The organism is Pseudomonas sp. MWU13-3659, assembly GCF_023757525.1.
GTDB classification, from domain to species: Bacteria; Pseudomonadota; Gammaproteobacteria; order Pseudomonadales; family Pseudomonadaceae; genus Aquipseudomonas; species Aquipseudomonas entomophila_E.
In genome coordinates, this window is the sequence record NZ_JAMSHW010000018.1 from 1 (window position 1) to 23,222 (window position 23,222).

The following is a 23,222-nucleotide window of genomic DNA, read 5'->3' on the forward strand; positions in this document are numbered from 1 at the left end:
ACTGAACCGTCCGCTGGAAGCCGATCCACGCCGCAACAAGCTGATGGACAACCTACTGCGCGAGTACGCCGGCACCCACTACAAATACGACGAACGCGGTAACCTGATCCACCGCCTGCATAACGGCTCCCACGCGCACTTCACCTGGGACCTGTTCGACCGTCTGGCCAGCTACAACGATGACCAGCTCAAGGTCGATTACAGCTACGACGCCCTGGGCCGGCGCCTGCACAAGCATTCGGTGGCGCATTTCTGGGATCGCCCGGAAGCGGGCACCGGCTGGAACCAACTGCAACGGGCCAAGCGGCAACGCGAACTTGGCTGTGGCTTCACCCTGTTCGGCTGGGATGGCGACACCTTGGCCTGGGAAAGCTCACCGCCACGCGACGAGGGCGACACCGGGCGCACCGTGCATTACCTGTACGAGCCAAACAGTTTTGTGCCGGTTGCCCAGGCCCTGCGCAAGAGCCCGATCCGCTTGCACAAGCAACCAGACTGGAGCCAGCGCGAATACGACTTCGATCAGGATCCGCTGTGGCACACCGAGGTGAAACCACATGCGTTCGACGCGATTGCCTGGTACCACTGCGACCACCTCGGTACGCCGATGGAGCTGACCGATGAGCAGGGCAATGTCGCTTGGGCGGGGCAGTACAAGGCCTGGGGTGAAGTCCGTGAAGAGCGCTCGGCGTGGGCCAAACAGCACGGCCTGGGCAACCCGCTGCTCTTCCAGGGTCAATACCACGATCATGAGACCGGGCTGCACTACAACCGCTATAGGTACTATAATCCAAAGGTCGGAAGATTCGTGGGTCAGGACCCAATTAGTTATGCAGGGGGCATAAATCTATATTCGTATGCGAGAAACCCTGTAACTTGGGTAGACCCATTAGGCCTTTGCGCTTGTGCAAAAGGAACTGCGTCTTTCAGGGAAGTAAAAACGGTTCTTAAATCTGCCCAAGCTCCTTACAAGGGCAGCACGGTAATCGGTCACGGACTATCTAAGCATGCCGGTAGAAATCCACACATCTGGGGTAAAACTACAGGGTCAATGGCTACCTGGAACGATCAAGCCATGAAGCACTTGCGGGAAATCTCACGGGCTCCAGGTGAGTTCAAGCAAGTTACAACCGATAAAGGGCTTAACTTTATGGAGAAGCGGCTGCCTGATGGGCGCGGTGTTCGGTTGAATATGGACGGAACTTTCAAAGGATTTATTGATTGAATATTTATGTCTGAGTCTTATGAGGTTGTTCTCCAGCAAGTTGCGAAAGGCGACTTGCAAGTGCTGCTGGAATATATAGAGATGGGATCTCAAACTCTCTCTGGTCTAGCTGTTTCTGAAGAATTCGGAGAGGTCGGCTCGGCGGGAATTAACAAGAATTTGATTGATGCTATTGTTGCCCATGAGGGAGATGTGTGCCTGACGGAGCATTTGCATGAATTTAATGTTTCAGGAGTCATACGCCTCCCTCTAGTATTTTTGAGAGTCATCAAGTATAAGGGCGAAGTGGATGTCGAACTGTCTTTCAATGATGTCCCGTCGCTTGATATTGACCGCGTAATGCTTGTTATGCAGGGGTATGCCGATGAGCTATCAAAGAAATTTCATATAAAGGAGTTCTACGGCGGGCTTGAGCCTGCAGCGGATATTGATACTAGATATTTTACTGGTAATACTTTAGGGCCCTTGGGTTGAAAGGCTAAGCGGAAAGCGGATGAATTTAATCTTTACTCTAATTGCTGCCTAAGCGGGACCTAAGGGCCACGAAACTTAGGTGATACCGGCTGAAGAGAGCAGCCCTATTCAATAGGTGACCCTATGCGACTCATCGAAAATTTATTGAGAAGATGAAGCAGGGCGGACCGAAACTAGAGTAGAAAAAATAAATTCCCCCTTTTTCTCGAAGCAAATAAATCGAGAACTGGAGGCGGCAGCATATGATTCCACTGGAAGTTACAAAATACTTAAGCGGCTACAAGGGTGATATCGCCAGGGCGGATCAAAGTAGAGCGGCGTCGGCACTTCAACTTCTAGGAGTGGCGACAGACTCTGAATTCGGACGCTTCTACCTTAAGTATCAAGGTAGTTTTATAAGCCCCCGACCTGCCGCCGAACTCCTTGATATTGAAGGCCCAGACATCCCTGCAATCCCAGATCAAACTGACTATGTCTGGGGCAGGTACGAGATACCGACAAACTACCTCGCACTATCTTCCGACGAAAGTGAGGGAGTGTACTTGTACGGAATAAACGACGGCGCCGTTTACGACCTCGACATTTCGCACCTTAATGAGTTCATTAATGGCAAGCTCCCTGCTCGCTGGAAAAGCTTTAACGAGTTTTTAACCTGGTACTTCGAACCACAAGCTTAAACTTCCGACATGAGCTTTCCCCGCGCCAGACCGGAACTCACCGGTATCCACAGCGACTGTGGCTACCGCTTATGCGCGTCAACCATTAATAAAAAATACACAAACCATCATGACCTACTGCGAACTCACCACAATTGCAGCCTGATTCAGCAGAAAAAATATATCTATCCCAAATTGTGCCCTAACGGTATGAGAATGGCCTACAAGAAAACCGAAGTAGCAACAGTAGCTACAAAACAAGATGTGCGATTGGCTTGCGAACTCGCAAGACAGCAAGGACTTTGCAGATGAAAAACCTGATCGAAAATCTACAAAGTTGGTACGGCAGTCAATGCAATGATGTTTGGGAGCATTCATTCGGCATTGAAATTTCCAACATTGACAACCCAGGCTGGAAAATCAAAATCACAGGTGCAAATAACAAAAGCCACCTAACTATTAACGTCGAAAGAAGCGACGCGGACTGGATAGTAATCAACGCAGACGACACAGCATTTCAAGCATATGGCGGCTCACTAAATCTACAAGAGCTTCTGGAGGCGGCGGTTAAATGGCTTGAGTGACCTTGCTTATCAGGAAGGGCGACATTTGTCGCCCTGCGTAATTTTTTCTCGTACTGTCGGAACTCGCGAATTTCAGTTCCTGCTTCAGTGCCTCATACCCAGCTCCGCATCATCCATCAGCGCCTTGGCCAGCGCGCTCAGGTAGTACGACGCCCAGAGCAGTTGCGGCTTTTCTTCCATGATCCCGGCAATGGTCAGGTCGCGCACGCAGCCCATCAGTTCCGAGGCTTGTTCGCGGGCGTGCTGGCAGGGGATGCCGGGTTCGATGCAGAACAGCGGGGCGGTCTGGCCTTCGCCTTGGTAGAACTTGGTTTTGCCTGCGGTGGTGTTGGGGGTGGTGTCGTCTGTGGTCATTGTTTTTCTCCCTGAAGTGGTGGGGGCCTGGGCGGGCCCTTTCGCCGGCAAGCCGGCTCCTACAGGCGGAGCGTGGCGTTTTTCGTAGGAGCCGGCTTGCCGGCGAACAGGCCCGGCCAGGGCCTAATGCAGCGTCTGTGGCTGCGCCGGCATCTGCATCTGGATCAACGCCGATTCGAGTAACAGACGCAGCGATTCGACTTCGTGGATCGACGCCATCATCAGGATCGTGGCCGGTGACCTGGGCTGGGCGTGCACGGCCTGATGGGCCACGGTCAGGGCGCACAGGGCGTATTCGGTGGCCTGGATGAGGGTGTCTTCGAGGGAATGAGGGTGGTGGGGTGGATCGGGGACAATCTTCAGCATGTAGGGCTCTCTCAAGAAAGGGCCGCTACCCTCTGCTGTCAAACAAAAGGGTGGCAGCTGTACATGGGTTGACAGACCGGCGAGAGAACCAAAATCCGGCGCACGCAAAGGTGCCCCACGTACAGCCACCATGAAAGGCACAAGCCGTACGGTTGGTTCTCGACGGCCTGTCAAAGCCGATCACTGATTTCGCAGCGACCGCCCGAGACTAGAGGCCAACCCAGAGCACCGCAATGGCTTGTAAGGGCCTGGGAGTATGTTTGGGAAATGGACTACAGGGAATGGGGAAAGTCTTAAAAACTGAGCGCTTTGCGGGCTGGTTTTTATTGGGGGTGGCGGCTAGGTGCTGGACGATAGATTTGCAGCGCTCTCAAGATCGAGCGCCGCCCGCGCGGCGCATCGCGGATGAATCCGCTCCTACATTCGTTGCAACGTGCCTATGCCTGATAGGCCATGGTTGTTCGCCTTGTTTGTACGACGCGATATTTCGGCTGGCAACCATGGCCTGACAGGTGCGGCACGTTGCAACAGACGTAGGAGCGGATTCATCCGCGATGCGCCGCGCAGGCGGCGCTCGATCTGAAGGGCGCTGCAAGGCTCTCGCCGAACACCCGCCAGCCACTGCGCCCCTCCCCCCTTCCCTGCTTTACACGATTTTTGCAAACCTCCATTGGTCCCCGCCCCCCCGGATGGATTAAAGTATCAGCCCTTGCCCGGCAGTCGCTTCCACCCGTTTGCGCCGGCTCATTCCCAGGAACCGTCGACGATGGAACACCGTGAGGCGCTGATCGCGCTGCGCACCTTTCTCTCTTCCCAGATCCTCGGCCAGGAGAAACTGGTCGAGCGCCTGCTGATCGTGCTCCTGGCCGACGGCCATATGCTGGTCGAAGGCGCCCCGGGCCTGGCCAAGACCAAGGCCATCAAGGAGCTCGCCGAAGGCATCGAGGCACAGTTCCATCGCATCCAGTTCACCCCCGACCTGCTGCCCGCCGACATCACCGGCACCGAGATCTACCGCCCGGAAACCGGCAGCTTCGTGTTCCAGCAGGGGCCGATCTTCCACAACCTGGTGCTGGCCGACGAAATCAACCGCGCCCCCGCCAAGGTACAGTCCGCCCTGCTCGAGGCCATGGCCGAACGCCAGGTCAGTGTCGGGCGCAGCACCTACGAACTGTCGCCGCTGTTCCTGGTGATGGCCACGCAGAACCCGATCGAGCAGGAAGGCACCTACCCGTTGCCCGAAGCCCAGCTCGACCGCTTCCTCATGCACGTGAAAATCGGCTTCCCCGACGCCGCGGTGGAGCGGCGCATCCTCCTGCAGGCCCGGGGCGAGGCGCTGGGTGGCGAGGTGAAACCCGAGCGCCGGGTCAGCCAGCAGGCGATCTTCGCCGCGCGCAAGGAAATCCTCGGCCTGTACATGGCCGACGCGGTGGAGGAGTACCTGGTGCAATTGGTGATGGCCACCCGCACCCCGGCCAAGTTCGACAGCGAACTGGCCGACTGGATCGCCTACGGCGCCAGCCCGCGCGGCTCGATCGCCCTGGACCGCTGCGCACGGGCGCACGCCTGGCTGGCCGGGCGCGACTTCGTCAGCCCCGAGGATATCCAAGCCGTGCTGTTCGACGTGCTGCGCCACCGCATCATCCTCTCGTTCGAGGCCGAGGCCGCGGGGGTCGACCAGGACCGTGTGGTCCAGCGCATCCTCGACGTCGTGGCCGTCGCCTGACCGGCATGCCCACCACCCACCTGGCCGAGCACGGCATCCGCATCGGCCTGTCCGAGCTGATCGACATGCGCCACCGCGTGCGCGAGATCCAGCTGTTCTCGCGCCCCGGCCAGCGCAGCCCGCTGGTGGGCCTGCACCACTCCAAGCTGCGTGGGCGCGGGGTGGACTTCGACCAGGTGCGGGTCTACCAGGCCGGCGACGATGTGCGCAATATCGACTGGCGCGTCACCGCACGCACCCAGGAGCCCCACACCAAACTGTTCCACGAAGAGCGCGAGCGGCCGATTTTCATCATGGTCGAGCAGAGCCAGCGGCTGTTCTTCGGCTCGGGCTTGCAGTTCAAGTCGGTGCTCGCGGCCCAGGCCGCAGCGCTGTTCGGTTGGGCCGCGCTGGGCCACAACGACCGCATCGGCGGGCTGGTGTTCGGCGACAACGAGCACCACGAGGTCAAGCCGCGGCGCAGCAAGCAGAGCCTGTTGCAACTGCTCAACCGCCTGGCCAAGGTCAACCAGGCGCTGCACACCGAAGCGCTGCCGCACCCCGACAGCCTCGGCCTGGCCCTGCGCCGGGCACGCGAGGTGCTGCGCCCGGGCAGCCTGGCCATCGTCATTTGCGACGAACGCGCCCTCAGCGCCAGCGTCGAGCAGCACCTGGCAATGCTCTCGCGTCACTGCGATGTGCTGCTGATGCCGGTCAGCGACCCGCTCGACCATGCCCTGCCCGCCGCCGGCCTGCTGCGTTTCGCCCAACGCAGCGCGCAGCTGGAGCTCGATACCCTGGACGCCAACCTGCGCCAGGCCTACCGTCAGCAGGCAGAGGCGCGCATCGAGCGCTGGGAGCTGCTGGCGCAGAAACTGCGCGTGGTGCTGATGCCGCTGAGCACCCAGAGCGAGATGATCGAGCAACTGCGCGAGTACCTGAACGCCCAGCGCCCGGGGAACAGCAAATGAACCCGCTGGATCAGTTGCAACCGCTGGTCGCCCCGCCCGCCGTCGGCTTCTGGCCACCGGCGCCCGGCTGGTGGCTGCTGCTCGCCCTGCTGCCGCTGCTGGCATGGGGAGCATGGCGCCTGCGCCGCTGGCGCCCGAGCAAGCGCAAGATCGTGCGCGCCGAACAACCGCTGGACCCGCTGCGCGTCGAAGCCCTGGCCGAACTCGCACGCCTGCCGCGCCCCTACGACGGTGCCCCGGCCGGCGCCTGGCTGCAGCAGATCAACGCCCTGCTCAAGCGCCTGTGCCGCATCCACTACCCCGGTGCCAACAGCCATACGCTGAACGGCCGGCAATGGCTGGCGTTTCTCGACAACCGCTGCCCAGCCGCCGGCCTGACCCGCTGGATGGTGCTGGTCGAAGGCGCCTACAAGCCCGAGTGCAAGCTCGACGACAAGGCCATCGCCGGGCTTGCCCAGGCGGTCGAAACCTGGATTCGCAAGCATGTTTGAACTGGCCTGGCCGTGGATCTTCGCGCTGCTGCCGCTGCCCTGGTTGATGCGCCTGCTGTTGCCGGCCGCCGACAGCGGCGAGCCGGTGCTCAAGGTGGGTTTCCTCGACGAGCTCGAAGGCCTGGCCGGGCGCCGCGCGCGCCTGAACCTGCCGACCTGGCGCCAGCAGGCGCCGTTCGTGCTGATCTGGGCGCTCCTGCTGCTGGCCGCCGCCCGCCCGCAATGGCTGGGCGACCCGGTGCCGGTGTCGGCCAGCGGCCGCGACCTGCTGGTGGCGGTGGACGTTTCCGGCTCCATGGATTTCCCCGACATGCAGTGGCAGGGCGATGAAATCAGCCGCCTGGACCTGGTCAAGGCATTGATGGGCGACTTCCTGCAGGACCGCCAGGGCGACCGGGTCGGCCTGATCCTGTTCGGCAGCCAGGCCTACCTGCAGGCACCGCTGACCTTCGACCGGCGCACCGTGCGCACCTTCCTCGACGAGGCGCAGATCGGCATCGCCGGCAAGAACACCGCCATCGGCGACGCCATCGGCCTGGCGGTCAAGCGCCTGCGCCAGCGCCCGGCGCAGAGCCGGGTGCTGATCCTGATCACCGACGGCGCCAACAACGGCGGGCAGATCCACCCGCTGACCGCCGCGCGCCTGGCCGCCCAGGAAGGCGTGCGCATCTACACCATCGGCATTGGCGCCAACCCGGAAGCCAGCGGCACTCCCGGCCTGCTCGGCCTGAACCCGAGCCTGGACCTGGACGAAGCCTCGCTCAAGGAGATCGCCGGCATCACCCACGGCACCTACTTCCGCGCCCATGACGGCGCCGAGCTCAACGCCATCGGCGACACCCTCGACCAGCTCGAGCCGGTGGCCCAGCAGCCCACCCAGGCGCGCACCGCCACCGAACTGTACGCCTGGCCCCTGGGGCTGGCTCTGCTGCTCAGCGTGCTGCTGGTGGTGGCGGTGCAATGGCCCGACAACCTGCTGCTTCGCCAACTGCGCAAACCGAGCTTCCTGCAGCCCCACCCGGAATGGCGCCAGCGCCTCAAGCGCCTGCGCCTGAGGAGGCGGCGATGATCGACCTCTGGCCGCAATGGCTGCGCCCGCTCTGGCTGCTGGTGATCCCGCTGCTCGGCTGGCTGCTGTTCAAGCTCTGGCACCGGCGCAAGCGCGCCGGTCGCTGGCAGATGATCCTGCCGCCGCAGTTTCACGCCGTGTTGCTCGGGGGCGGCAGCGGCAGCACCAGCAAGTTGCCGTGGATCGCCCTGGGCCTGGCCTGGCTGCTGATCGTGCTGGCCCTGCTCGGGCCGAGCTGGCAGCGCCTTGAGGAAACCCGCCAACGCCCGGCCGACCCGCTGGTGATCCTGCTCGAACTGACCCCGCAGATGCTGGCCGAGGACAGCGCGCCCAACCGCCTGGAGCAGGCCCGACGCAAGATCCTCGACCTGCTCGAGCACCGCCAGGACAGCCAGACCGCGCTGATCGTCTACGCCGGCTCCGCCCACACCCTGGTGCCGCTGTCCGACGACCTGGGCACCACGCGCAACCTGCTGGAGGCGATCGACCCGTCGATCATGCCGCAGCCCGGCCAGCGCGCCGACCTGGCCGTGCAAAAAGGCCTGGCGCTGCTGGCCCAGAGCGGCCTGGGCCAGGGCCGTCTGCTGCTGGTCGGCTCCTCCCTGAGCAACCCCGAGCGCGAAGGCATCCTCCAGGTCCTCGGGCGCCAAGGCCCGAGCCTGCTGATGCTCGGTGTGGGCAGCGCCGAAGGTGCGCCGGTGCGCCAGGCCAACGGTGAATACCTCAAGGACGACCACGGCGGCATCCTCCTGCCGCGCCTGGACAGCGCCTCGCTCAAGGGCTTCATCAACGGCACCGGCGGGCGCTACCGCCACGCGCGCATCGACGACCTCGACCTGCGCGGCCTGGGCCTGTTCGACAACCCACGACTGCTGCGCAACGACGGCCAGACCGTGCAACTGGACAGCTGGGCCGACCAGGGCTATTGGCTGCTCCTGCCACTGTTGCTGCTCGCCGCCTGTGCCGGCCGCCGCGGCTGGTTGTTCTGCCTGCCGTTGCTGCTGGCCTTGCCGCAACCGAGCCAGGCATTCGAGTTCAATGACCTGTGGCTGCGCCCCGACCAGCAGGGCCAGCGCCTGCTGGAGCGCCAGCAACCGGCCGAGGCCGCCCGGCATTTCGAAGATTCGCAATGGCGCGGCATGGCCCTGTACCAGGCGGGTGACTTCGAGGGCGCCGCCGCCGCGTTCGCCCAGGGCAACACGGCCGCCGCCCACTACAATCGAGGCAATGCCCTCGCCCGCGCCGGTGAACTGGAAGCCGCGCTGGACGCCTACGAACAGGCGCTGGAGCGCCAGCCCGACTTCAAGCCTGCCCTGGACAACCAGGCGCTGGTCCAGCAACTGTTGCAGCAACAACAGGCCAAAGCCGAGGAGCAACCGGCCAACGCCGATGATCAAGGTACCCCGGACGCCGACAGTGAAGGCAACAGCAGCTCGACCAGCAGCCAGGCCCAGGGCACGCCGGGCAGCGACGAGCAGGCCCAGGCCCAGCAATCCGGCGAGAACAACGGCAACACCCAGGCGCCGCCCGCCACGGCGGGTGGCGACGACGACAGCATCACGCAGCCGCCCCAACGGCCGCAGTCCAGCAGCCTCGACGCCGAACAGCGCCAGGCCCTGGAACAATGGCTGCGGGAGATCCCCGACAACCCGGCAGAGCTGCTGCGGCGCAAATTCTGGTACGAACAGCAATTGCATCAGGAACCCTCACGATGAGTCGCTTCGGCGTCTTTCTCCTAAGCCTGCTCTGGAGCCTTCTGGCCCAGGCTGCCCCCATGCTGCAAGCCAGCGTCGACCGCACGCGCCTGGAGGCCGGCGAGACCCTCGAGCTGACCCTCGAAAGCCAGGACGTGACCCAGTTCGGCAAACCCGACCTGCACGCCCTCGACGCCGATTTCGAGGTGCGTGGCACCCGCCAGCTCAACAGCCTGCACAGCCTCGACGGCGAGACCCGCGCCAGCACGCGCTGGATCATCACCCTGCTGCCCCGGCGCAGCGGCAGCCTGCGCATCCCTGAATTGCAACTGGGTCAATCGTACAGCCAGCCCATCGACCTGCAGGTACAGCAGGCCGACAGCCAGCGCCCGGACGCGGCCTCGCAGGTGTTCGTCGAGGCAACCCTGGACAGCGACACTGTCTACGTCCAGGCCCAGGCCGTGCTCACCCTGCGCATCTACCATTCGGTGGCGCTGTACGACGACAGCAGCCTCAGCCCGTTGCAGCTGGACAACGCCAAGGTCGACCCGCTGGGTGAGTCGCGTACCTACGAGAAAGAGATCAACGGCGTGCGTCACGGGGTGATCGAGACCCGCTACGCGATCTATCCGCAGCAAAGCGGCACCGTCGAAATCCCGCCACTGAGCTTCACCGCCACCGCGGCCGACAACGGCGAACAGGCGGCTGGCACGCCACGGGTGGGGCGCCAGGTCCAGGTCAACTCGCTGCCGTTGCGCCTGACGGTCAAGCCGATCCCCACCAGCTACCCAAGTGACCGCCCTTGGTTGCCGGCGCGCAGCCTGACCCTGGAAGAGCACTGGAACCCGGACCCGGCCAGCCAGCCCACGCAGATCGGCGATTCACTGACCCGCAACATCACCCTGCGCGCCGAGGGGCTGTCGAGCACCCAACTGCCACCGCTGCCAGCTACCGAAACCGTGGGCCTGCGCCGCTACCCGGACCAGCCCCTGCTACGCAACGAAATCGACGAACGCGGCATGGCCGCCAATCGCGAGGAGCGCGAGGCGCTAGTGCCGACCCACAGCGGCCAACTGGCCCTGCCGGCGCTGGAAGTGACCTGGTGGAACACCCGCGAGGACCACCTGGAACACAGCAGCCTGCCGGCGCGTACCCTGGAAGTGCAGGACAACCCGGCCCTGAGTGCCGACACACCGGTCAGCGACAGCAGGGGTCGCACGGCACTGCTGTGGCCGTGGCAGTTGGCCACACTGGTCCTGGCCCTGACCACCCTGCTCGGCTTTGCCCTGTGGTGGCGCGCACGCTCGCAACCGGCGGTGCTGCGCGCGGCGCAGGCCGGCCCCAGCCCGCGCACCCTGCTCGACGACCTCAAGCGCGCCTGCCAGGCCAACGACCCCCAGGCCACGCGCCAGGCCCTGGATGCTTGGGCGCGCCAGCAACCGGAAACCCTGGCCGAGATGGCAGCGCGGTTCGTGCCGTTGTCGGATGCGCTGGATGGTTTGAACGGGGCGTTGTACAGCGAGAGTGGCCAGTATTGGCACGGGGATGAGCTGTGGCGGGCGATCGGGACCATTCCGCCCGCCGAACAGGTGCTAGTGCCTTCGGCAGAGAGCGGCAACCTGCCACCGCTGTATCCGAAGTAGGCCGTGCGACCTGCCCCGGTTTCGTCATCGGCGGCTGATGACGAAACCGGGGTGCGAGCGACTCGAAGAGGTTACTTCTCGAACGGGTTCCAGCTTTGCTGGCCCTTCACTTCCTTCAGGTAATAGGCGTAGTTGGTCACGGTCGCCCACAGTGCCGCAAGGCCCATGTTGACACCCGTGTCCAACGCTCGCGGCAACTCAGTGCCGGTGAAGCCTTCATAGATGCCCAGCACCAGGCCCACGGCCAGGGAGATACCCAGCAGCGCCAGGTTTTTCTTCCAAAGGCCAAGGACAAACAGGTAGATCGGGCCGAAGAAGAACGCGATGAAGTTCATGTTGATCAGCATGCGCTTGCCCATTGGCAGAGCCTTGAACGCCGCCTTGAACGCTGGGCTCTGCGGGTCGCCGTGCTGGGCGAAGAAGGCGAAACGCTCCTGCCACTTCAGCTTGTAGCGGGGCAGTTCGGCGTGGGTCTTGGGAGTACTTTCCATTTTCATTCCTTAAGGACTGTCAGAAGGGCTATCAGCCGAATTCTGCGTCGCGACTGCGTCCCTGCCTCCATTCACGTGGAAGATGAAGCATTTTTCCAACGCCCACGCGCATGCCTCGGGCAGCAAAGCCTGGGAAGGTAATGGCGAAAAGACGGAATGGAGGGTCTGCGAGGGCTTCATAAAACATCCTTGTTTCAAAATATTAAAACACTCGGGTAAAAACCGGACAAGCCAGGAGTTGGCAGGCCGATCCAAAGGCGCGAGTTGGGTTAACATAGCCGCCCTTCCGAGAGCCCATTCAGGCCGCCCGACTCGACAACCTACAGGTCACCCATGCGTCTGTTTCACACCTCCGACTGGCACCTGGGCCAGAGCCTGCACGGCCAGGAACGCGACTTCGAACACGCCTGCTTCCTCGACTGGCTGCTCGGCCAGCTGCGCCTGCGCCAGCCCGACGCACTGCTGATCGCGGGCGATATCTTCGACACCGTCAACCCGCCGGTCAAAGCCCAGGAACGCCTGTACGACTTCATCGTCCAGGCCCACGAGCAACAGCCCAAGCTGGATATCGTGATGATCGCCGGCAACCACGACTCCGGCTCGCGCATCGAACTGCCCGCGCCGCTGATGCGGCGCCTGCGTACCCACGCCCTGGGCCGGGTGCACTGGCTCGACGAAGGCCAGCTGGATACCGAGCGGCTGTTGATCCCGCTGACCAACGCCCGCGGCAAGGTCGGCGCCTGGTGCCTGGCCCTGCCCTTCCTGCGCCCCGCCGAAGTCACTGGCCCCGCGCTGGGCGACGATTACCTGCAAGGCATCACCCAGGTGCACGAACAACTGATCGCCGCCGCGCAGGCAAAGCGCAAGAAAGACCAGGCGCTGGTCGCCATCAGCCATGCGCACATGGCCGGCGGTAGCATTTCGGAGGACTCCGAACGCAGCCTGATCATCGGCAACGCCGAAGCCCTGCCGGCGCGCCTGTTCGACAAGGCCATCAGCTATGTCGCCCTCGGCCACCTGCACAAGCCGCAAAAGGTCAACCGCGAGGAACGCATCCGCTACAGCGGCGCGCCGATCCCGCTGTCGTTCGCCGAGATCAACTACCCGCACCAGGTGCTCGAAGTGGAGCTGGACGGCAGCGAACTGGTCAGCGTCGAGGCGCGGCCAGTGCCACGCGCCGTGGCGCTGCGCCGGGTCGGCCCGGCGCCCTTGGGTGAACTGCTGGAACAGCTGGCCGACCTGCCAGTGATCGACTTGCTCGAAGACCCCAATCGCCAGCCTTGGCTGGAGGTGCGCGTGCGCCTGGATGAGCCACAGCCGGACCTGCGCCAGCAGATTGAAAGTGCCCTGCAGGGCAAGGCCGTGCGCCTGGCGCGCATCAGCGCCGAATATGCCGGCAGTGGCCGTGATGAAGATGACGAACAGGCCTTCGTCGAACTGGCCCAGATGACCCCGCAAGACCTGTTCGGTCGCGCCTGGGAGCAGGCCTACGGCAGCGCCGCCGACGAGCAGGCCCTGGCCGATTTCGCCGAACTGCTGCAAGACGTCCTGCACGAGGAAGAGCAGCCATGAAGATTCTCGCCATCCGCCTGAAGAACCTGGCATCACTGGCCGGCCCGGTCGAAATCGACTTCACCGCCGAGCCCCTGGCCAGTGCCGGGCTGTTCGCCATCACCGGCCCCACCGGTGCCGGCAAGAGCACTTTGCTCGATGCCCTGTGCCTGGCGCTGTTCGGAAGCGTCCCACGACTGGGCAAAGTCGCCCAAGAAGCGAAGGTGCCCGACACCGATGGTGAAATCCTCACCAGCGACCCACGAAACCTACTTCGCCGCGGCACTGGCAGCGGTTACGCCGAGGTAGATTTCCTTGGTGTTGATGGCCGGCGCTACCGCGCTCGGTGGGAGACCAACCGTGCCCGTGAAAAAGCCAATGGTAAGCTGCAAAACAGTCGCCAGAGTCTTTACGACTTAGACAGCGAACAACTGCTGGTCAGTGGCAAGAAGGAATACAAGCCACTGCTTGAGGCACGTCTGGGACTGAACTTTGAGCAGTTCACCCGCGCAGTGATGCTGGCCCAAAGTGAGTTCGGCGCATTCCTCAAGGCTGAGGACAGAGAGCGCAGTGAACTGCTGGAAAAGCTCACAAATACCTCGATCTATAGTCGCCTGGGTAAGCGTGCTTTCAACAAAACGAAGGAAGCCGACGAGTTCCACAACGACCTACAAAAGCAGGCCGAACACCTGCTGCCGATGGAAGGCGAAGCCCGCGTCGCGCTAGACCAGCAACTGGAGCAGGCCCAGCAACAGTTCAAGGCCGACCAGGCACGCCAGCGTCAACTGGAGCAGCAACGCACCTGGCTCGACGAGCAGCGCCGTCTGCAAGCCCAGCACACTGAGGCTGGCGAGGCGCTGCAAGCCGCCGAGCATGACTGGCAGCAATTGGCCGAGCAGCGCCTGGACCTGCAACGCCTGGAGCGCCTGGCCCCGCAGCGCCACCAGTTCCACCGCCAGCAGACACTTGCTGCGCAACTGATGCCCCTGCTGACGGCGATCGATCAGCAGCAGCACCAGCAGAACGCACTGCAAGCCCGCACCAGCGAACTTGAACAGGCACTGGAAGCCGCACGCCAGGCCCTGACCCGGCACCAGGCCCAGCACAGCGAAAACGCCCCGCACCTGCGTCAAGCCTTTACCACCCAGGGCGACCTCGCCCGCCTCGGCAAGGAACTGGCCGAACAACGTGATACCTGCCAGCACGCCGAACAGGCCGTCGGCGAAAACCAGCTACAACTGCAACAGCTTGAAGAAAACCAGCAACGCAGCCAGCAGCAGTTGGCTCAGATCGATACCGCCCTCGCCGAAAGCGAACACCTGGGCAGCCTTGCCGATGCCTGGCAGGCTTACCTGCCACAGTTGAAGCAGGTGATGCTGATCGGCGGGCGCCTGGCCAAAGGCCGTGAAGAACTGCCCGGCCTGCAAGCGCTGGCCAGCCAGGCCAACGCCCAATTGCAAAGCCAACGCGACACCTTCGAGCTGCTGTTCCGTGAAGCCGGGGCTGAGCCCCAGGCCCTGGCCGAACAGATCGACTTGCTCGGCGGCATGCTCCAGGAAAACCGCAAGCAACAACGCACCGTAGAGGAAGCCGCGCGCCTGCACGGTCGCGAGCTGGAACTGCGCCAAGGCATCGCCGCGCTGCGTGAACGCCAGCAGCAGGCCATGCAGCAGCGCCAGCAGTTGATCACCGAAGGCACCGCCGCCAAGGCCGAACTGGAAGCGGCCGAACAGGCCCTGGCCCTCACCCGCCAGTTGCTGGAGCGCCAGCGCCTGGCACGCAACACCAGCGTCGAGGAACTGCGCACCCAATTGCGCGATGGTGAACCTTGCCCGGTCTGCGGCAGCGCCGAGCACCCGTTCCATCAGCCAGAGGCCCTGTTGCACAGCCTTGGCCGCCATGACCAGGCTGAAGAGGACGCCGCGCACAAGCGTGTAGAACAACTCGGCGCAACGCTGGTGGAACTGCGCACCCAGCTGGGCGTGGTCAACGCCCAGCTCAAGGACTACCAGCAACAACAGGTGCAATTGGGCGAGCAGCTGCAACCTGTGGTCGAGCAGGTCCAGGCCCACACGCTGTGGCCCGCCCTCGCCCCGCAGGACGACAAGGCCCGCAGTGCCTGGCTCGATGGCCAGTTGCGCCGCCTGGAAGAAGAAGTCAGCCGCGACGAGAAACGCCAGGGCGCCCTGCTCGCCCTGCAGAAGGATGCAGCGCGCCTCAACCAGCAGTTGCAGGCCGCCAGCGACGCCCAACAGCAAGCCCAGCGCCACCTCGAGCAGCAGCACCAGGCCCTGGCCACCGACGAGCAGCAGCTTGAACAAAGCCTGAACGACCTGGCCAGCGTGCTGCCACAGGACATCCTCCAGGCGCTGCGCGACGACCCGGCCAACGCCTTCCTCGGCCTGGACCAGCAGATCGCCCTGCGCCGGCAACAGCTCGACCAGCGCAACGACGAACAGGAAGAACAGCAGGCCCGCCAGGGCCAGCTGGACAAGCTGCGCGATCAACAGCAGAACCGCCAGCACAACCTGCAGCAGCTGCAACACAAGCTCACCGCCCTGGACGAACAGCACCAGCTGGCACGCACCACATTGGGCGAACTGCTGGGCGAACACCCCACTGCCGAAGCCTGGCAACAGCACATGGATACGCAGCTGGAGCAGGCCCGCGCCGTCGAAGCGGACACCGCGCAGCGCCTCCAGGCACTCCACACCCAGGCCTTGGAGCTGGCCGGTGAGCTGAAGGCCAATCACCAGCGCCAGCAAGCACTGGAGCAGGAGCACCTGCACCTTCAAGGTGAGATCAGCCAATGGCGCGGCGAGCACCCCGAGCTGGACGACGCCGGCCTCGATCGCCTGCTGGCCATCGACGACGCTCAGTTGGGCGAACTGCGCCAGCGCCTGCAAGCCGCAGAAAAAGCCATCGAGCAAAACCGCGTGCTGATGCAGGAACGCGAACAACGCTTGCAGCAGCACGCCACCCAGGCGCAGGCCGACATGCCGGTTGAAACGCTGGAGCAGACGCTCGCCGAGCTCCAACAGCAGCTGGCGGCACAAGAACAACACTGCGCCGAGCTGCGCGCCCGACAGGCCGATGACCAACGCCGGCAACAGGCGCATCAAGCCCTGGCCGAACAGATCGACCGGGCCTATCGCCAGTGGCAACGCTGGGCACGCCTGAACGCATTGATCGGCTCGGCCTCGGGCGATGTGTTCCGCAAGATCGCCCAGGGCTACAACCTCGACCTGCTACTGCACCACGCCAACAGCCAACTGCGCCAACTGGCGAAACGTTATCGCCTCAAACGCGGCGGCAGTGCCCTGGGCCTGCTGGTGCTGGACACCGAGATGGGCGACGAACTGCGTTCGGTGCACTCGCTGTCCGGCGGCGAAACCTTCCTGGTCTCGCTGGCGTTGGCCCTGGGCCTGGCGTCAATGGCTTCGAGCACCCTGCGCATCGAGTCGCTGTTCATCGACGAAGGCTTCGGCAGCCTCGACCCCGAGTCGCTGCAACTGGCCATGGACGCCCTCGACGGCCTGCAGGCCCAGGGGCGCAAGGTGGCGGTGATCTCCCACGTGCAGGAAATGCACGAGCGCATCCCGGTGCAGATCCAGGTGCGCCGCCAGGGCAACGGCCTGAGCGACGTGGAGGTATGCGGGTGATTCTCTACTCGTTCCGCCGCTGCCCCTGGGCCATGCGCGCGCGCCTGGCCCTGCACTATGCCCAGTGCGATGTGCAGGTCCGGGAAGTGAAGATGAAAGAGAAGCCGCCCGAGCTGCTGGCGCTGTCACCCAAGGGCACGGTGCCAGTGCTCGACACCGGGGCTGGCGTGCTGGAGGAAAGCCTGGACATCATGCGCTGGGCGCTCGACCGACATGATCCGGAGGATTGGCGCCTGCAGGCCGACTCGGCGGCAGCACGGCTGGCCGACACGCTGATCGCCCGCAACGACAGCACGTTCAAGGCGCAGGTGAACCTGTACAAGTATGCCGAGCGTTACCCCGAGCACACGCGGGCGCATTACCGACAGCAGGCCGAACCGTGGCTGGCGGAACTCGAGGGGATGCTCGATGGCCGCCCCTACCTGCTCGCCGACCACCCGAGCCTGGCCGATGCCGCCCTGTTGCCCTTGATGCGCCAGTTTGCCGGGGTCGAACCCGAGTGGTTCGCCGAGGCGGCTTATCCGCGGCTGCGGAGCTGGTTGCAGGGTTGGTTGGCGTCGGACCTGTTCAAGGCCGTGATGGCCAAGTGAAACAGCCGGTTGCTCAAAGCGCCAGGATTGGCGCGGACATCAACAACAGCACTACCGCCGTGATACGCCACATCATGATCTGCCCCTTTGGCCAGTCAAAAATCCAGCGTCAAATTAAATCACATGGCTTTGTGCTATTACCAATGCCTTTACACATTCAATTGGAGTGCTTGCTCAGGGCGGCGTGGAAGTGCGCGCTCTGCTGCAGGTACTTCTGGGTGTAGCTGTGGGTGCTCGACACCTTGCCACTCGACTCCACCTGGGCGTGGGCTGGCAGCACGACGGATGCGGAAATGGCGGAGGCGGCAATGACCGGGAAGAGATTGAAGTTCATGTTGGCGGTCCTCGACATCAGGTGGTTTGACAGTGGCCCGTCGGGGCCTTGGGTCAAAACTTACGCCGATGGGCTCGCCCACAGAAATTCATTGCGCCAGTAACGATTATCACGGCAATCGATAATTGGAAGGTGCAACGCTGGCGGCCTCTGTAGGAGCGGCTTTAGCCGCGAACACCGGCGATGCCGGTGCCTGGCACCGCGTCGCTTGCTTCGCGGCTGAAGCCGCTCCTACAGGAACTTGAGGTCCGAAGGCGCCTGCTGGGACAGCTTCTGCACCGTATCCCCCAACTTGCCGTTACTCGGATCGCGACGTATGACCACGATCTGGTTGCTCTTCTGGTTCGCCACCAGCAGGTAGTTGCCATCCGGATCAAGGGCAAACTCCCGAGGGTGGTCACCCTCCACCGAACGGCGCTGCAACAGGGTGAGCCGACCATCGTCCTTGCCCACGGCAAATACCACGATCTCGTTGGCAGTACCGCGATTGCTCACATAGAGGAAACGGCCATCGGCCGAAAGATGCAGGCCGCCAGCAGCCTTCGCCGCAACGTCCTTGCTGTCGGTCAGCGGCAAGCGCTGGCGTTCGACCGGGGCGCCGTCCTGCACATCGAACACCACCACTTCAGCACTCATTTCCAGGGTCAGGTAAGCATGCCGACCCTTGGCGTCGAACAGCAGGTGCCGAGGCCCGCTGCCGGGCGGTAGGCTGACCGCAGCCGGAATCGCCGGGCTCAATGGATGCTCGGGGCTGGCACCGTCATAGCGGTAGATGAACACCTTGTCCGCGCCCAGGTCGCAAGCGTACAGATGGCGGCCATCGGGTGACTGCACGAGCGAATGCACATGGGCACCGGCCTGACGCTCGGGGTTGACCTTGCTCGGGGTGTGCCGCGCCTGCTGCACCACCGGCTTGAGCTTGCCGTCCCTGGCCACCGGGATCACCACCAGGCTGCCACCCGGGTCGGGGGCGACGGCGTAATTGGCGACGAACAGGTAGCGCTGGTCGTGACTGAGGCTGGCGTGGGTCGGTTCATCACCCTGGCTGGGCACCTGGTTCAGCAGCGTGATCTCACCGTTCTTGCTCAACGAGAAGCTGCTGACATGGCCCTGCGGCGTTTCGTTGACCGCGAACAGCAGGCGCTGGTCGGCGGAGAGCACCAGCCATGAGGGGCTGATGCTCTTGACCACTTGCCGTGGCTGACTGGCGATCTGGCCTGCGTGCTCATCGAAGTCGTAGCGATAGATCCCCTGGCTGTCGCCATCGGTATAGCTGCCCACCAGCAAAGTCGCTGCCTGGGCGTCGAGCGTCAGGGTCATCAGGCTAGCGGTCAGCAGGCGTGTCCATTTCCTGTTCATCGTCTTCTTCATCCGGGGCGCGGAAGGCACTCATACAGACTAGTCGATGCTCGCCGTCGACACTGCTCAGGCTCCAGTCGTCGCCCGCACCGGTGGCGGCGGCGATCTGGTCGGCGGTGAAGGCCCAGCGGCGCAACTGGCGGCCGTCCATGCATTCGATGGTCAGGCCGGTTTCGTCGAAGGAGAAGTCGAAAGCGTGCAGGCCGTCGATCAGCAGCATGTCGCAGGATTCGAGGGCAGTGGCGAGGGTCATGGGGGCACCTGGGGAACAAAAGGTGGCCATTATAGCCAGGTTCGCCGGCAAGCCGGCGCCTACGATGATCCGTAGGAGCCGGCTTGCCGGCGAACAGGCCACAACATCAATGGGCGAAGATCGACCCGCCTTCCTTGCCCGCCAGCTTGCTCGGCTTGATCAGGAACCGCGCCAGCGCCGGCAGCAGCCACAGGGCGCCGAACATGTTCCACAGCAGCATGAAGGTCAGCATCAGGCCCATGTCGGCCTGGAACTTGATGGCCGAGAAGATCCAGGTGCACACGCCGATGGCCAGGCACAGGCCGGTGAACAGTACCGCCTTGCCGGTGGAGCGCAGGGTCTCGTAGTAGGCCTCCTGCAACGGCAGGCCGGCGCGCAGGAAGCTCTCCAGGCGGCTGTAGATGTAGATGCCATAGTCCACGCCGATGCCCACGCCCAGGGCCACCACCGGCAAGGTGGCGACCTTGACGCCGATGCCCATGAACGCCATCAGCGCGTTGCCCAGCACCGAGGTCAGTACCAGCGGCAGGACGATACACAAGGTCGCGGCGAAGGAGCGGAAGGTGATCATGCACATCACCGCCACGCAGAAGTAGACGAGGATGAGGATGGTCAGCTCGGCCGACTTGATCACCTCGTTGGTGGCGGCCTCGATGCCGGCGTTACCCGCCGCCAGGAGGAACTGCAAGCCTTCCTTGTTGTGGCTGTCGGCAAAGGCCTTGGCGGCCGCGGTGACCCGTTCCAGCGTTTCGGCCTTGTGGTCGTTGAGGAACACAAGCACCGGCGCCAGCGAGCAGTCGGCGTTGTACAGGCCATCGGCGCGGGCGATGGAGTTGTTGAGGATGTCCGGGTTGCGCGACAGCGTCTCCCATTTCAGGCTGCCCTCGTTCATGCCCTTGATGACCTGCTTCGACACAGTCACCAGGGAGATGGTCGACTGCACCCCGGGGGTGTTGTCCATGGTCCACATCAACTCGTCGATCGGTGCCATGGTCGAGTGGATCGAGCACTGCTCGGCCGGGGTCTTGACCATGATCACCAGCACGTCGGAGCTGGTGGAGTAGTTGTTGATGATGAAGCTGTTGTCCTGGTTGTAGCGCGAGTCCGGGCGCAGCTCCGGCGCGCCCTGGTCGAGGTCGCCGATCTTCAGGTTCTGGCTGTACCAGAGGCCGCCGGCGAAGGCCAGCAGGGCCAGCACCACCGACACCGGTGCCACCTTGGGGCTGGCGAAATTGGCCAGCAGGCGCCAGAACGGATGCTCGCGGGTGGCGTCCTTCTTGCTGCGGGCGATGGCCTTCTGGCTGATGCCGACGTAGCTGATCGCCACCGGCAGGAGAATGAGGTTGGTGAAGACGATCACCGCCACGCCGATCGAGGCACCGATGGCCAGCTCACGGATCACCCCGATGTCGATGATCAGCAGGGTGATGAAGCCGACGGCGTCGGCGAGGATGGCGATCATCCCCGGCAGGAACAGCTGGCGGAAGGTGCGCCGCGCGGCGGTCAGGGCGTTGTCGGCGTCACTCGATTGCAGGGCGATGCCGTTGATCTTCTGCACCCCGTGGGAGATGCCGATGGCGAAGATCAGGAACGGCACCAGCATCGAGTACGGGTCGAGCCCGAAGCCCACCGCATGCATCAGCCCAAGCTGCCAGACCACCGCCACCAGGGTGGTGATGAGCACGGCGATGGTGCTGCGGATGCACCAGGTGAACCAGTACAGCAGCGCCCAGGTGATCACCAGGGCGACGCCGAAGAACATCGCCACCATCACCAGGCCATCGATCAGGTCGCCGACCTTTTTCGCGAAACCAACGATGTGGATCTTCACGTTCGGGTTCTGCGCCTGGAACTTGTCGCGGATCTTTTCTTCCAGTTGATGGGAGAACTGCTGGTAGTCGAGCTTGACCTGCCTGCCCGGGTCTTGCGGGTCGGGGAAGCTTTCCAGCAGCGGGATGTCGATGATGCTCGACTTGAAGTTGTTGGCCACCAGGCGCCCGACCTGGCCCGACTTGAGCACGTTGTCACGCAGTGTGTCGAGGCTGTCCTGCGAGCCGTTGTAGGTGTTGGGGATCACCTCGCCGCCGGAGAAGCCCTCTTCGGTGACCTCGCTCCAGCGCACGCTGGGGCTCCACAACGATTTGAGGGCGGCACGGTCGACGCCGGGAATGTAGAACACCTCGTCGTGGATCTGGCGCAGCGTCTCCATGTAGTCCTTGTCGAAGATGTCGCCGTTGACCGCCTCCACCGACACCCGCACGGTGTTGCCGAGGTTGGCCAGGTCGTTGCGGTGCTCGAGCATCTGTTCGATGAACGGGTGCTGCAGCGGAATCATCTTCTCGAAGCTGGTGGACGGGCGGATCTGCGTGGCCTGCCAGAACAGGAAGATGCTCACCAGTACACAGAGGGCGATGACCACGGGGCGGTTGTTGAAGATCAGCCGCTCGAGCAGCGTGGCCTTGTCCTTGTGGTGCTGCTGATGCATGTCGAAGCTCTCCCGGCTAGTCATGGACGCACCTCCCCGGTGCCATCGGCCGAAGCCAGGTGCACGCCGCCCTGCCCGACCAGCAGCAGGCCACCGCTGGCCAGGCCGCTGACCCCGGCCAGGGCGATGCGGTCGGCGCGGTTGCGCACGCTGAACGTTTGCCCGTCGTCATGGCTGCGCAGTACGCTGCCGCCATTACCGACCAGCACCAGGCTGCCGTCATCGAGAAGCGTAGCGCTTGCCAGGCCGAATTCGAGCGGGCCGCGTTCGGCCTGCAGTTCGATCGGTTGCCAGGTGTCGCCGAAATCGGTCGAACGGAACAGGTTGCCGCGCAGGCCGTATGCCAGCAGGGTGTTGGGCTGTGCGGTGCCGATCACACCAAACAGCGAACCCTGGTAGGGGCCTTCGACCTTCGACCAGACCTGGCCGTTGTCGCTGGAGCGGAACATGCTGCCCTGCTCGCCGACGATGAACAGGCCGGCGTCCTTCACCGTGGTGATGGCGTTGAGGTGCAGTTGGTCGGGGTTGTCCAGGCGTTCGGCGACGTCCTGCCAGTGCTGGCCGCCATCGAGGGTTTCGAGCAGGGCGCCATAGGCGCCGACGGCGAAGCCGTGCTGCGGGTCGAGGAAGCGCACGTCGAGCAAGGGGGCTTCGCGGGAGAGGTCTTCGAACTGTTTGCTCCAGGTCGCGCCGCCATCGCTGCTGGCAAGAATTTGCGCATCATGGCCGACGGCCCAGCCGCGCTTGTCGTCGAGGAAGAACACCGCGGTAAGCAGTTGCCGGGTGGGCACCCGGGCTTGCGTCCAGGTCTTGCCCTGGTCGTCAGAGAACAGGATATGGCCGCGGTCACCGACCACCACCAGACGCTTGCCTGCATGGGTGACGCCGATCAGCAGGCTCTGGCTGGCCTTGGGCGATTCGGTCGAGTATTGCTCGGCGGCCACCGCCGCCAGGGCGTTGCCTGCCCCGATACCCAGCGCCAGTGCCAGCATTGCGCTGGCTGCCAGCGTGTGGCGAACCGTTGTCCGCTCTCTCATGACTGCCCCCTGTTGTGTTCTTGTGGTGGGTCAATCTATTGCCAGGTACTGCGAAAACCCTGTTCCAGAGCCCTGGAATAGCTTCGGGCCATGCTATCGGGATTGTCCGACAGAACACAACGAGCGGGACGTTATGTTTTGTTAACCACAAAAACAATTAGGGCCGCTGCGCGGCCCTTCGCGGGTAAACCCACTCCTACAGGGTTTTGTGCAGTCCCTGTAGGAGCG

At 63.5% G+C, this 23,222-nt stretch carries 21 protein-coding genes; 13 read left to right on the forward strand and 8 right to left on the reverse strand.

What is annotated here, in order from left to right; translation table 11 throughout:
* From NGM28_RS20030 to NGM28_RS20045, 4 genes are all read left to right on the forward strand, one after another.
* Positions 1–1,225: RHS repeat-associated core domain-containing protein (locus NGM28_RS20030; RefSeq protein WP_252091209.1), on the forward strand; the 1,225-nt coding region annotated here is incomplete at its 5' end.
* A gap of 6 nt (positions 1,226–1,231) precedes the next feature.
* A complete protein-coding gene (locus NGM28_RS20035; RefSeq protein ID WP_252091210.1) occupies positions 1,232–1,699 on the forward strand; it encodes a Cdi1I family immunity protein in 468 nt (155 codons plus the stop codon).
* A 242-nt stretch (positions 1,700–1,941) separates the two neighbouring features.
* Positions 1,942–2,376, forward strand: a complete 435-nt coding sequence (locus NGM28_RS20040; protein ID WP_252091211.1) for a hypothetical protein — start codon at positions 1,942–1,944, stop codon at positions 2,374–2,376.
* 287 nt (positions 2,377–2,663) lie between these two features.
* Positions 2,664–2,939, forward strand: a complete 276-nt coding sequence (locus tag NGM28_RS20045) for an Imm53 family immunity protein (protein WP_252091212.1) — start codon at positions 2,664–2,666, stop codon at positions 2,937–2,939.
* Between the two features lie 84 nt (positions 2,940–3,023).
* On the opposite strand, the gene NGM28_RS20050 is transcribed toward NGM28_RS20045, so the two are convergent.
* Together NGM28_RS20050 and NGM28_RS20055 are read right to left on the reverse strand one after the other, a co-directional pair.
* A complete protein-coding gene (locus NGM28_RS20050; RefSeq protein ID WP_248918865.1) occupies positions 3,024–3,293 on the reverse strand; it encodes a DUF3077 domain-containing protein in 270 nt (89 codons plus the stop codon).
* A gap of 123 nt (positions 3,294–3,416) precedes the next feature.
* Positions 3,417–3,659 (reverse strand): hypothetical protein, encoded by a 243-nt coding sequence (locus NGM28_RS20055; protein ID WP_252091213.1) that lies wholly within the window; start codon positions 3,657–3,659, stop codon positions 3,417–3,419.
* 766 nt (positions 3,660–4,425) lie between these two features.
* Here NGM28_RS20055 and NGM28_RS20060 point away from each other — a divergent pair.
* The 6 genes from NGM28_RS20060 to NGM28_RS20085 are packed head-to-tail and all read left to right on the forward strand — an operon-like array spanning position 4,426 to position 11,232.
* Positions 4,426–5,385 carry an AAA family ATPase gene (locus NGM28_RS20060; protein ID WP_011532987.1) on the forward strand — a complete coding sequence of 320 codons (960 nt, stop codon included), beginning with the start codon at positions 4,426–4,428 and terminating at the stop codon, positions 5,383–5,385.
* Positions 5,386–5,390: 5 nt separating this feature from the next.
* Complete coding sequence (locus NGM28_RS20065) at positions 5,391–6,335, forward strand: DUF58 domain-containing protein (protein WP_240065191.1); 945 nt, start codon at positions 5,391–5,393, stop codon at positions 6,333–6,335.
* Positions 6,332–6,826 carry a DUF4381 domain-containing protein gene (locus tag NGM28_RS20070; protein WP_240065190.1) on the forward strand — a complete coding sequence of 165 codons (495 nt, stop codon included), beginning with the start codon at positions 6,332–6,334 and terminating at the stop codon, positions 6,824–6,826. The genes NGM28_RS20065 and NGM28_RS20070 overlap by 4 nt, the downstream gene beginning before the upstream one ends.
* Complete coding sequence (locus NGM28_RS20075; RefSeq protein WP_240065189.1) at positions 6,819–7,895, forward strand: vWA domain-containing protein; 1,077 nt, start codon at positions 6,819–6,821, stop codon at positions 7,893–7,895. Before NGM28_RS20070 ends, NGM28_RS20075 begins: the two co-directional genes overlap by 8 nt.
* A complete protein-coding gene (locus tag NGM28_RS20080; RefSeq protein WP_252091214.1) occupies positions 7,892–9,610 on the forward strand; it encodes a vWA domain-containing protein in 1,719 nt (572 codons plus the stop codon). The genes NGM28_RS20075 and NGM28_RS20080 overlap by 4 nt, the downstream gene beginning before the upstream one ends.
* The gene (locus NGM28_RS20085; RefSeq protein ID WP_252091215.1) at positions 9,607–11,232 is read left to right on the forward strand and encodes a BatD family protein; all 1,626 of its coding nucleotides are present in this window, start codon (positions 9,607–9,609) and stop codon (positions 11,230–11,232) included. Before NGM28_RS20080 ends, NGM28_RS20085 begins: the two co-directional genes overlap by 4 nt.
* A gap of 71 nt (positions 11,233–11,303) precedes the next feature.
* Here the strand turns inward: NGM28_RS20085 and NGM28_RS20090 are convergent, their stop codons facing one another.
* Positions 11,304–11,723, reverse strand: coding sequence for a DUF2628 domain-containing protein (locus NGM28_RS20090; RefSeq protein ID WP_252091216.1), 420 nt, complete (start codon positions 11,721–11,723; stop codon positions 11,304–11,306).
* Positions 11,724–12,056: 333 nt separating this feature from the next.
* Here NGM28_RS20090 and NGM28_RS20095 point away from each other — a divergent pair, with 333 nt between their 5' ends.
* The 3 genes from NGM28_RS20095 to NGM28_RS20105 are packed head-to-tail and all read left to right on the forward strand — an operon-like array spanning position 12,057 to position 17,526.
* On the forward strand, positions 12,057–13,295 hold the full coding sequence (locus tag NGM28_RS20095; protein WP_252091217.1) for an exonuclease SbcCD subunit D C-terminal domain-containing protein: 1,239 nt from the start codon (positions 12,057–12,059) through the stop codon (positions 13,293–13,295).
* Positions 13,292–16,936 carry an AAA family ATPase gene (locus NGM28_RS20100; RefSeq protein ID WP_252091218.1) on the forward strand — a complete coding sequence of 1,215 codons (3,645 nt, stop codon included), beginning with the start codon at positions 13,292–13,294 and terminating at the stop codon, positions 16,934–16,936. The genes NGM28_RS20095 and NGM28_RS20100 overlap by 4 nt, the downstream gene beginning before the upstream one ends.
* Entirely contained in the window at positions 16,933–17,526 is a 594-nt protein-coding gene (locus tag NGM28_RS20105; RefSeq protein WP_252091249.1) for a glutathione S-transferase, read from the forward strand. The genes NGM28_RS20100 and NGM28_RS20105 overlap by 4 nt, the downstream gene beginning before the upstream one ends.
* 157 nt (positions 17,527–17,683) lie before the next feature.
* On the opposite strand, the gene NGM28_RS20110 is transcribed toward NGM28_RS20105, so the two are convergent.
* The 5 genes from NGM28_RS20110 to NGM28_RS20130 form a co-directional block, all read right to left on the reverse strand.
* Positions 17,684–17,860, reverse strand: a complete 177-nt coding sequence (locus tag NGM28_RS20110; protein ID WP_248919334.1) for a hypothetical protein — start codon at positions 17,858–17,860, stop codon at positions 17,684–17,686.
* Between the two features lie 231 nt (positions 17,861–18,091).
* The gene (locus tag NGM28_RS20115; protein ID WP_252091219.1) at positions 18,092–19,219 is read right to left on the reverse strand and encodes a lactonase family protein; all 1,128 of its coding nucleotides are present in this window, start codon (positions 19,217–19,219) and stop codon (positions 18,092–18,094) included.
* Positions 19,185–19,472 (reverse strand): DUF5629 family protein, encoded by a 288-nt coding sequence (locus NGM28_RS20120; protein WP_252091220.1) that lies wholly within the window; start codon positions 19,470–19,472, stop codon positions 19,185–19,187. The genes NGM28_RS20115 and NGM28_RS20120 overlap by 35 nt, the downstream gene beginning before the upstream one ends.
* A gap of 106 nt (positions 19,473–19,578) precedes the next feature.
* A complete protein-coding gene (locus NGM28_RS20125) occupies positions 19,579–21,981 on the reverse strand; it encodes an efflux RND transporter permease subunit (RefSeq protein ID WP_252091221.1) in 2,403 nt (800 codons plus the stop codon).
* Entirely contained in the window at positions 21,978–22,994 is a 1,017-nt protein-coding gene (locus NGM28_RS20130; protein ID WP_240065179.1) for a WD40/YVTN/BNR-like repeat-containing protein, read from the reverse strand. The genes NGM28_RS20125 and NGM28_RS20130 overlap by 4 nt, the downstream gene beginning before the upstream one ends.
* Positions 22,995–23,222 lie beyond the last annotated feature (228 nt).

Excerpts from the sequence above, each read along its gene's own strand:
- NGM28_RS20035 (WP_252091210.1), top strand. The coding sequence starts at position 1,232 with ATGTCTGAGTCTTATGAGGTTGTTCTCCAGCAAGTTGCGAAAGGCGAC.
- NGM28_RS20040 (WP_252091211.1), top strand. The coding sequence starts at position 1,942 with ATGATTCCACTGGAAGTTACAAAATACTTAAGCGGCTACAAGGGTGAT.
- NGM28_RS20045 (WP_252091212.1), top strand. The coding sequence starts at position 2,664 with ATGAAAAACCTGATCGAAAATCTACAAAGTTGGTACGGCAGTCAATGC.
- NGM28_RS20050 (WP_248918865.1), bottom strand. The coding sequence starts at position 3,293 with ATGACCACAGACGACACCACCCCCAACACCACCGCAGGCAAAACCAAG.
- NGM28_RS20055 (WP_252091213.1), bottom strand. The coding sequence starts at position 3,659 with ATGCTGAAGATTGTCCCCGATCCACCCCACCACCCTCATTCCCTCGAA.
- NGM28_RS20060 (WP_011532987.1), top strand. The coding sequence starts at position 4,426 with ATGGAACACCGTGAGGCGCTGATCGCGCTGCGCACCTTTCTCTCTTCC.
- NGM28_RS20065 (WP_240065191.1), top strand. The coding sequence starts at position 5,391 with ATGCCCACCACCCACCTGGCCGAGCACGGCATCCGCATCGGCCTGTCC.
- NGM28_RS20070 (WP_240065190.1), top strand. The coding sequence starts at position 6,332 with ATGAACCCGCTGGATCAGTTGCAACCGCTGGTCGCCCCGCCCGCCGTC.
- NGM28_RS20075 (WP_240065189.1), top strand. The coding sequence starts at position 6,819 with ATGTTTGAACTGGCCTGGCCGTGGATCTTCGCGCTGCTGCCGCTGCCC.
- NGM28_RS20080 (WP_252091214.1), top strand. The coding sequence starts at position 7,892 with ATGATCGACCTCTGGCCGCAATGGCTGCGCCCGCTCTGGCTGCTGGTG.
- NGM28_RS20085 (WP_252091215.1), top strand. The coding sequence starts at position 9,607 with ATGAGTCGCTTCGGCGTCTTTCTCCTAAGCCTGCTCTGGAGCCTTCTG.
- NGM28_RS20090 (WP_252091216.1), bottom strand. The coding sequence starts at position 11,723 with ATGGAAAGTACTCCCAAGACCCACGCCGAACTGCCCCGCTACAAGCTG.
- NGM28_RS20095 (WP_252091217.1), top strand. The coding sequence starts at position 12,057 with ATGCGTCTGTTTCACACCTCCGACTGGCACCTGGGCCAGAGCCTGCAC.
- NGM28_RS20100 (WP_252091218.1), top strand. The coding sequence starts at position 13,292 with ATGAAGATTCTCGCCATCCGCCTGAAGAACCTGGCATCACTGGCCGGC.
- NGM28_RS20110 (WP_248919334.1), bottom strand. The coding sequence starts at position 17,860 with ATGAACTTCAATCTCTTCCCGGTCATTGCCGCCTCCGCCATTTCCGCA.
- NGM28_RS20115 (WP_252091219.1), bottom strand. The coding sequence starts at position 19,219 with ATGAACAGGAAATGGACACGCCTGCTGACCGCTAGCCTGATGACCCTG.
- NGM28_RS20120 (WP_252091220.1), bottom strand. The coding sequence starts at position 19,472 with ATGACCCTCGCCACTGCCCTCGAATCCTGCGACATGCTGCTGATCGAC.
- NGM28_RS20125 (WP_252091221.1), bottom strand. The coding sequence starts at position 21,981 with ATGACTAGCCGGGAGAGCTTCGACATGCATCAGCAGCACCACAAGGAC.
- NGM28_RS20130 (WP_240065179.1), bottom strand. The coding sequence starts at position 22,994 with ATGAGAGAGCGGACAACGGTTCGCCACACGCTGGCAGCCAGCGCAATG.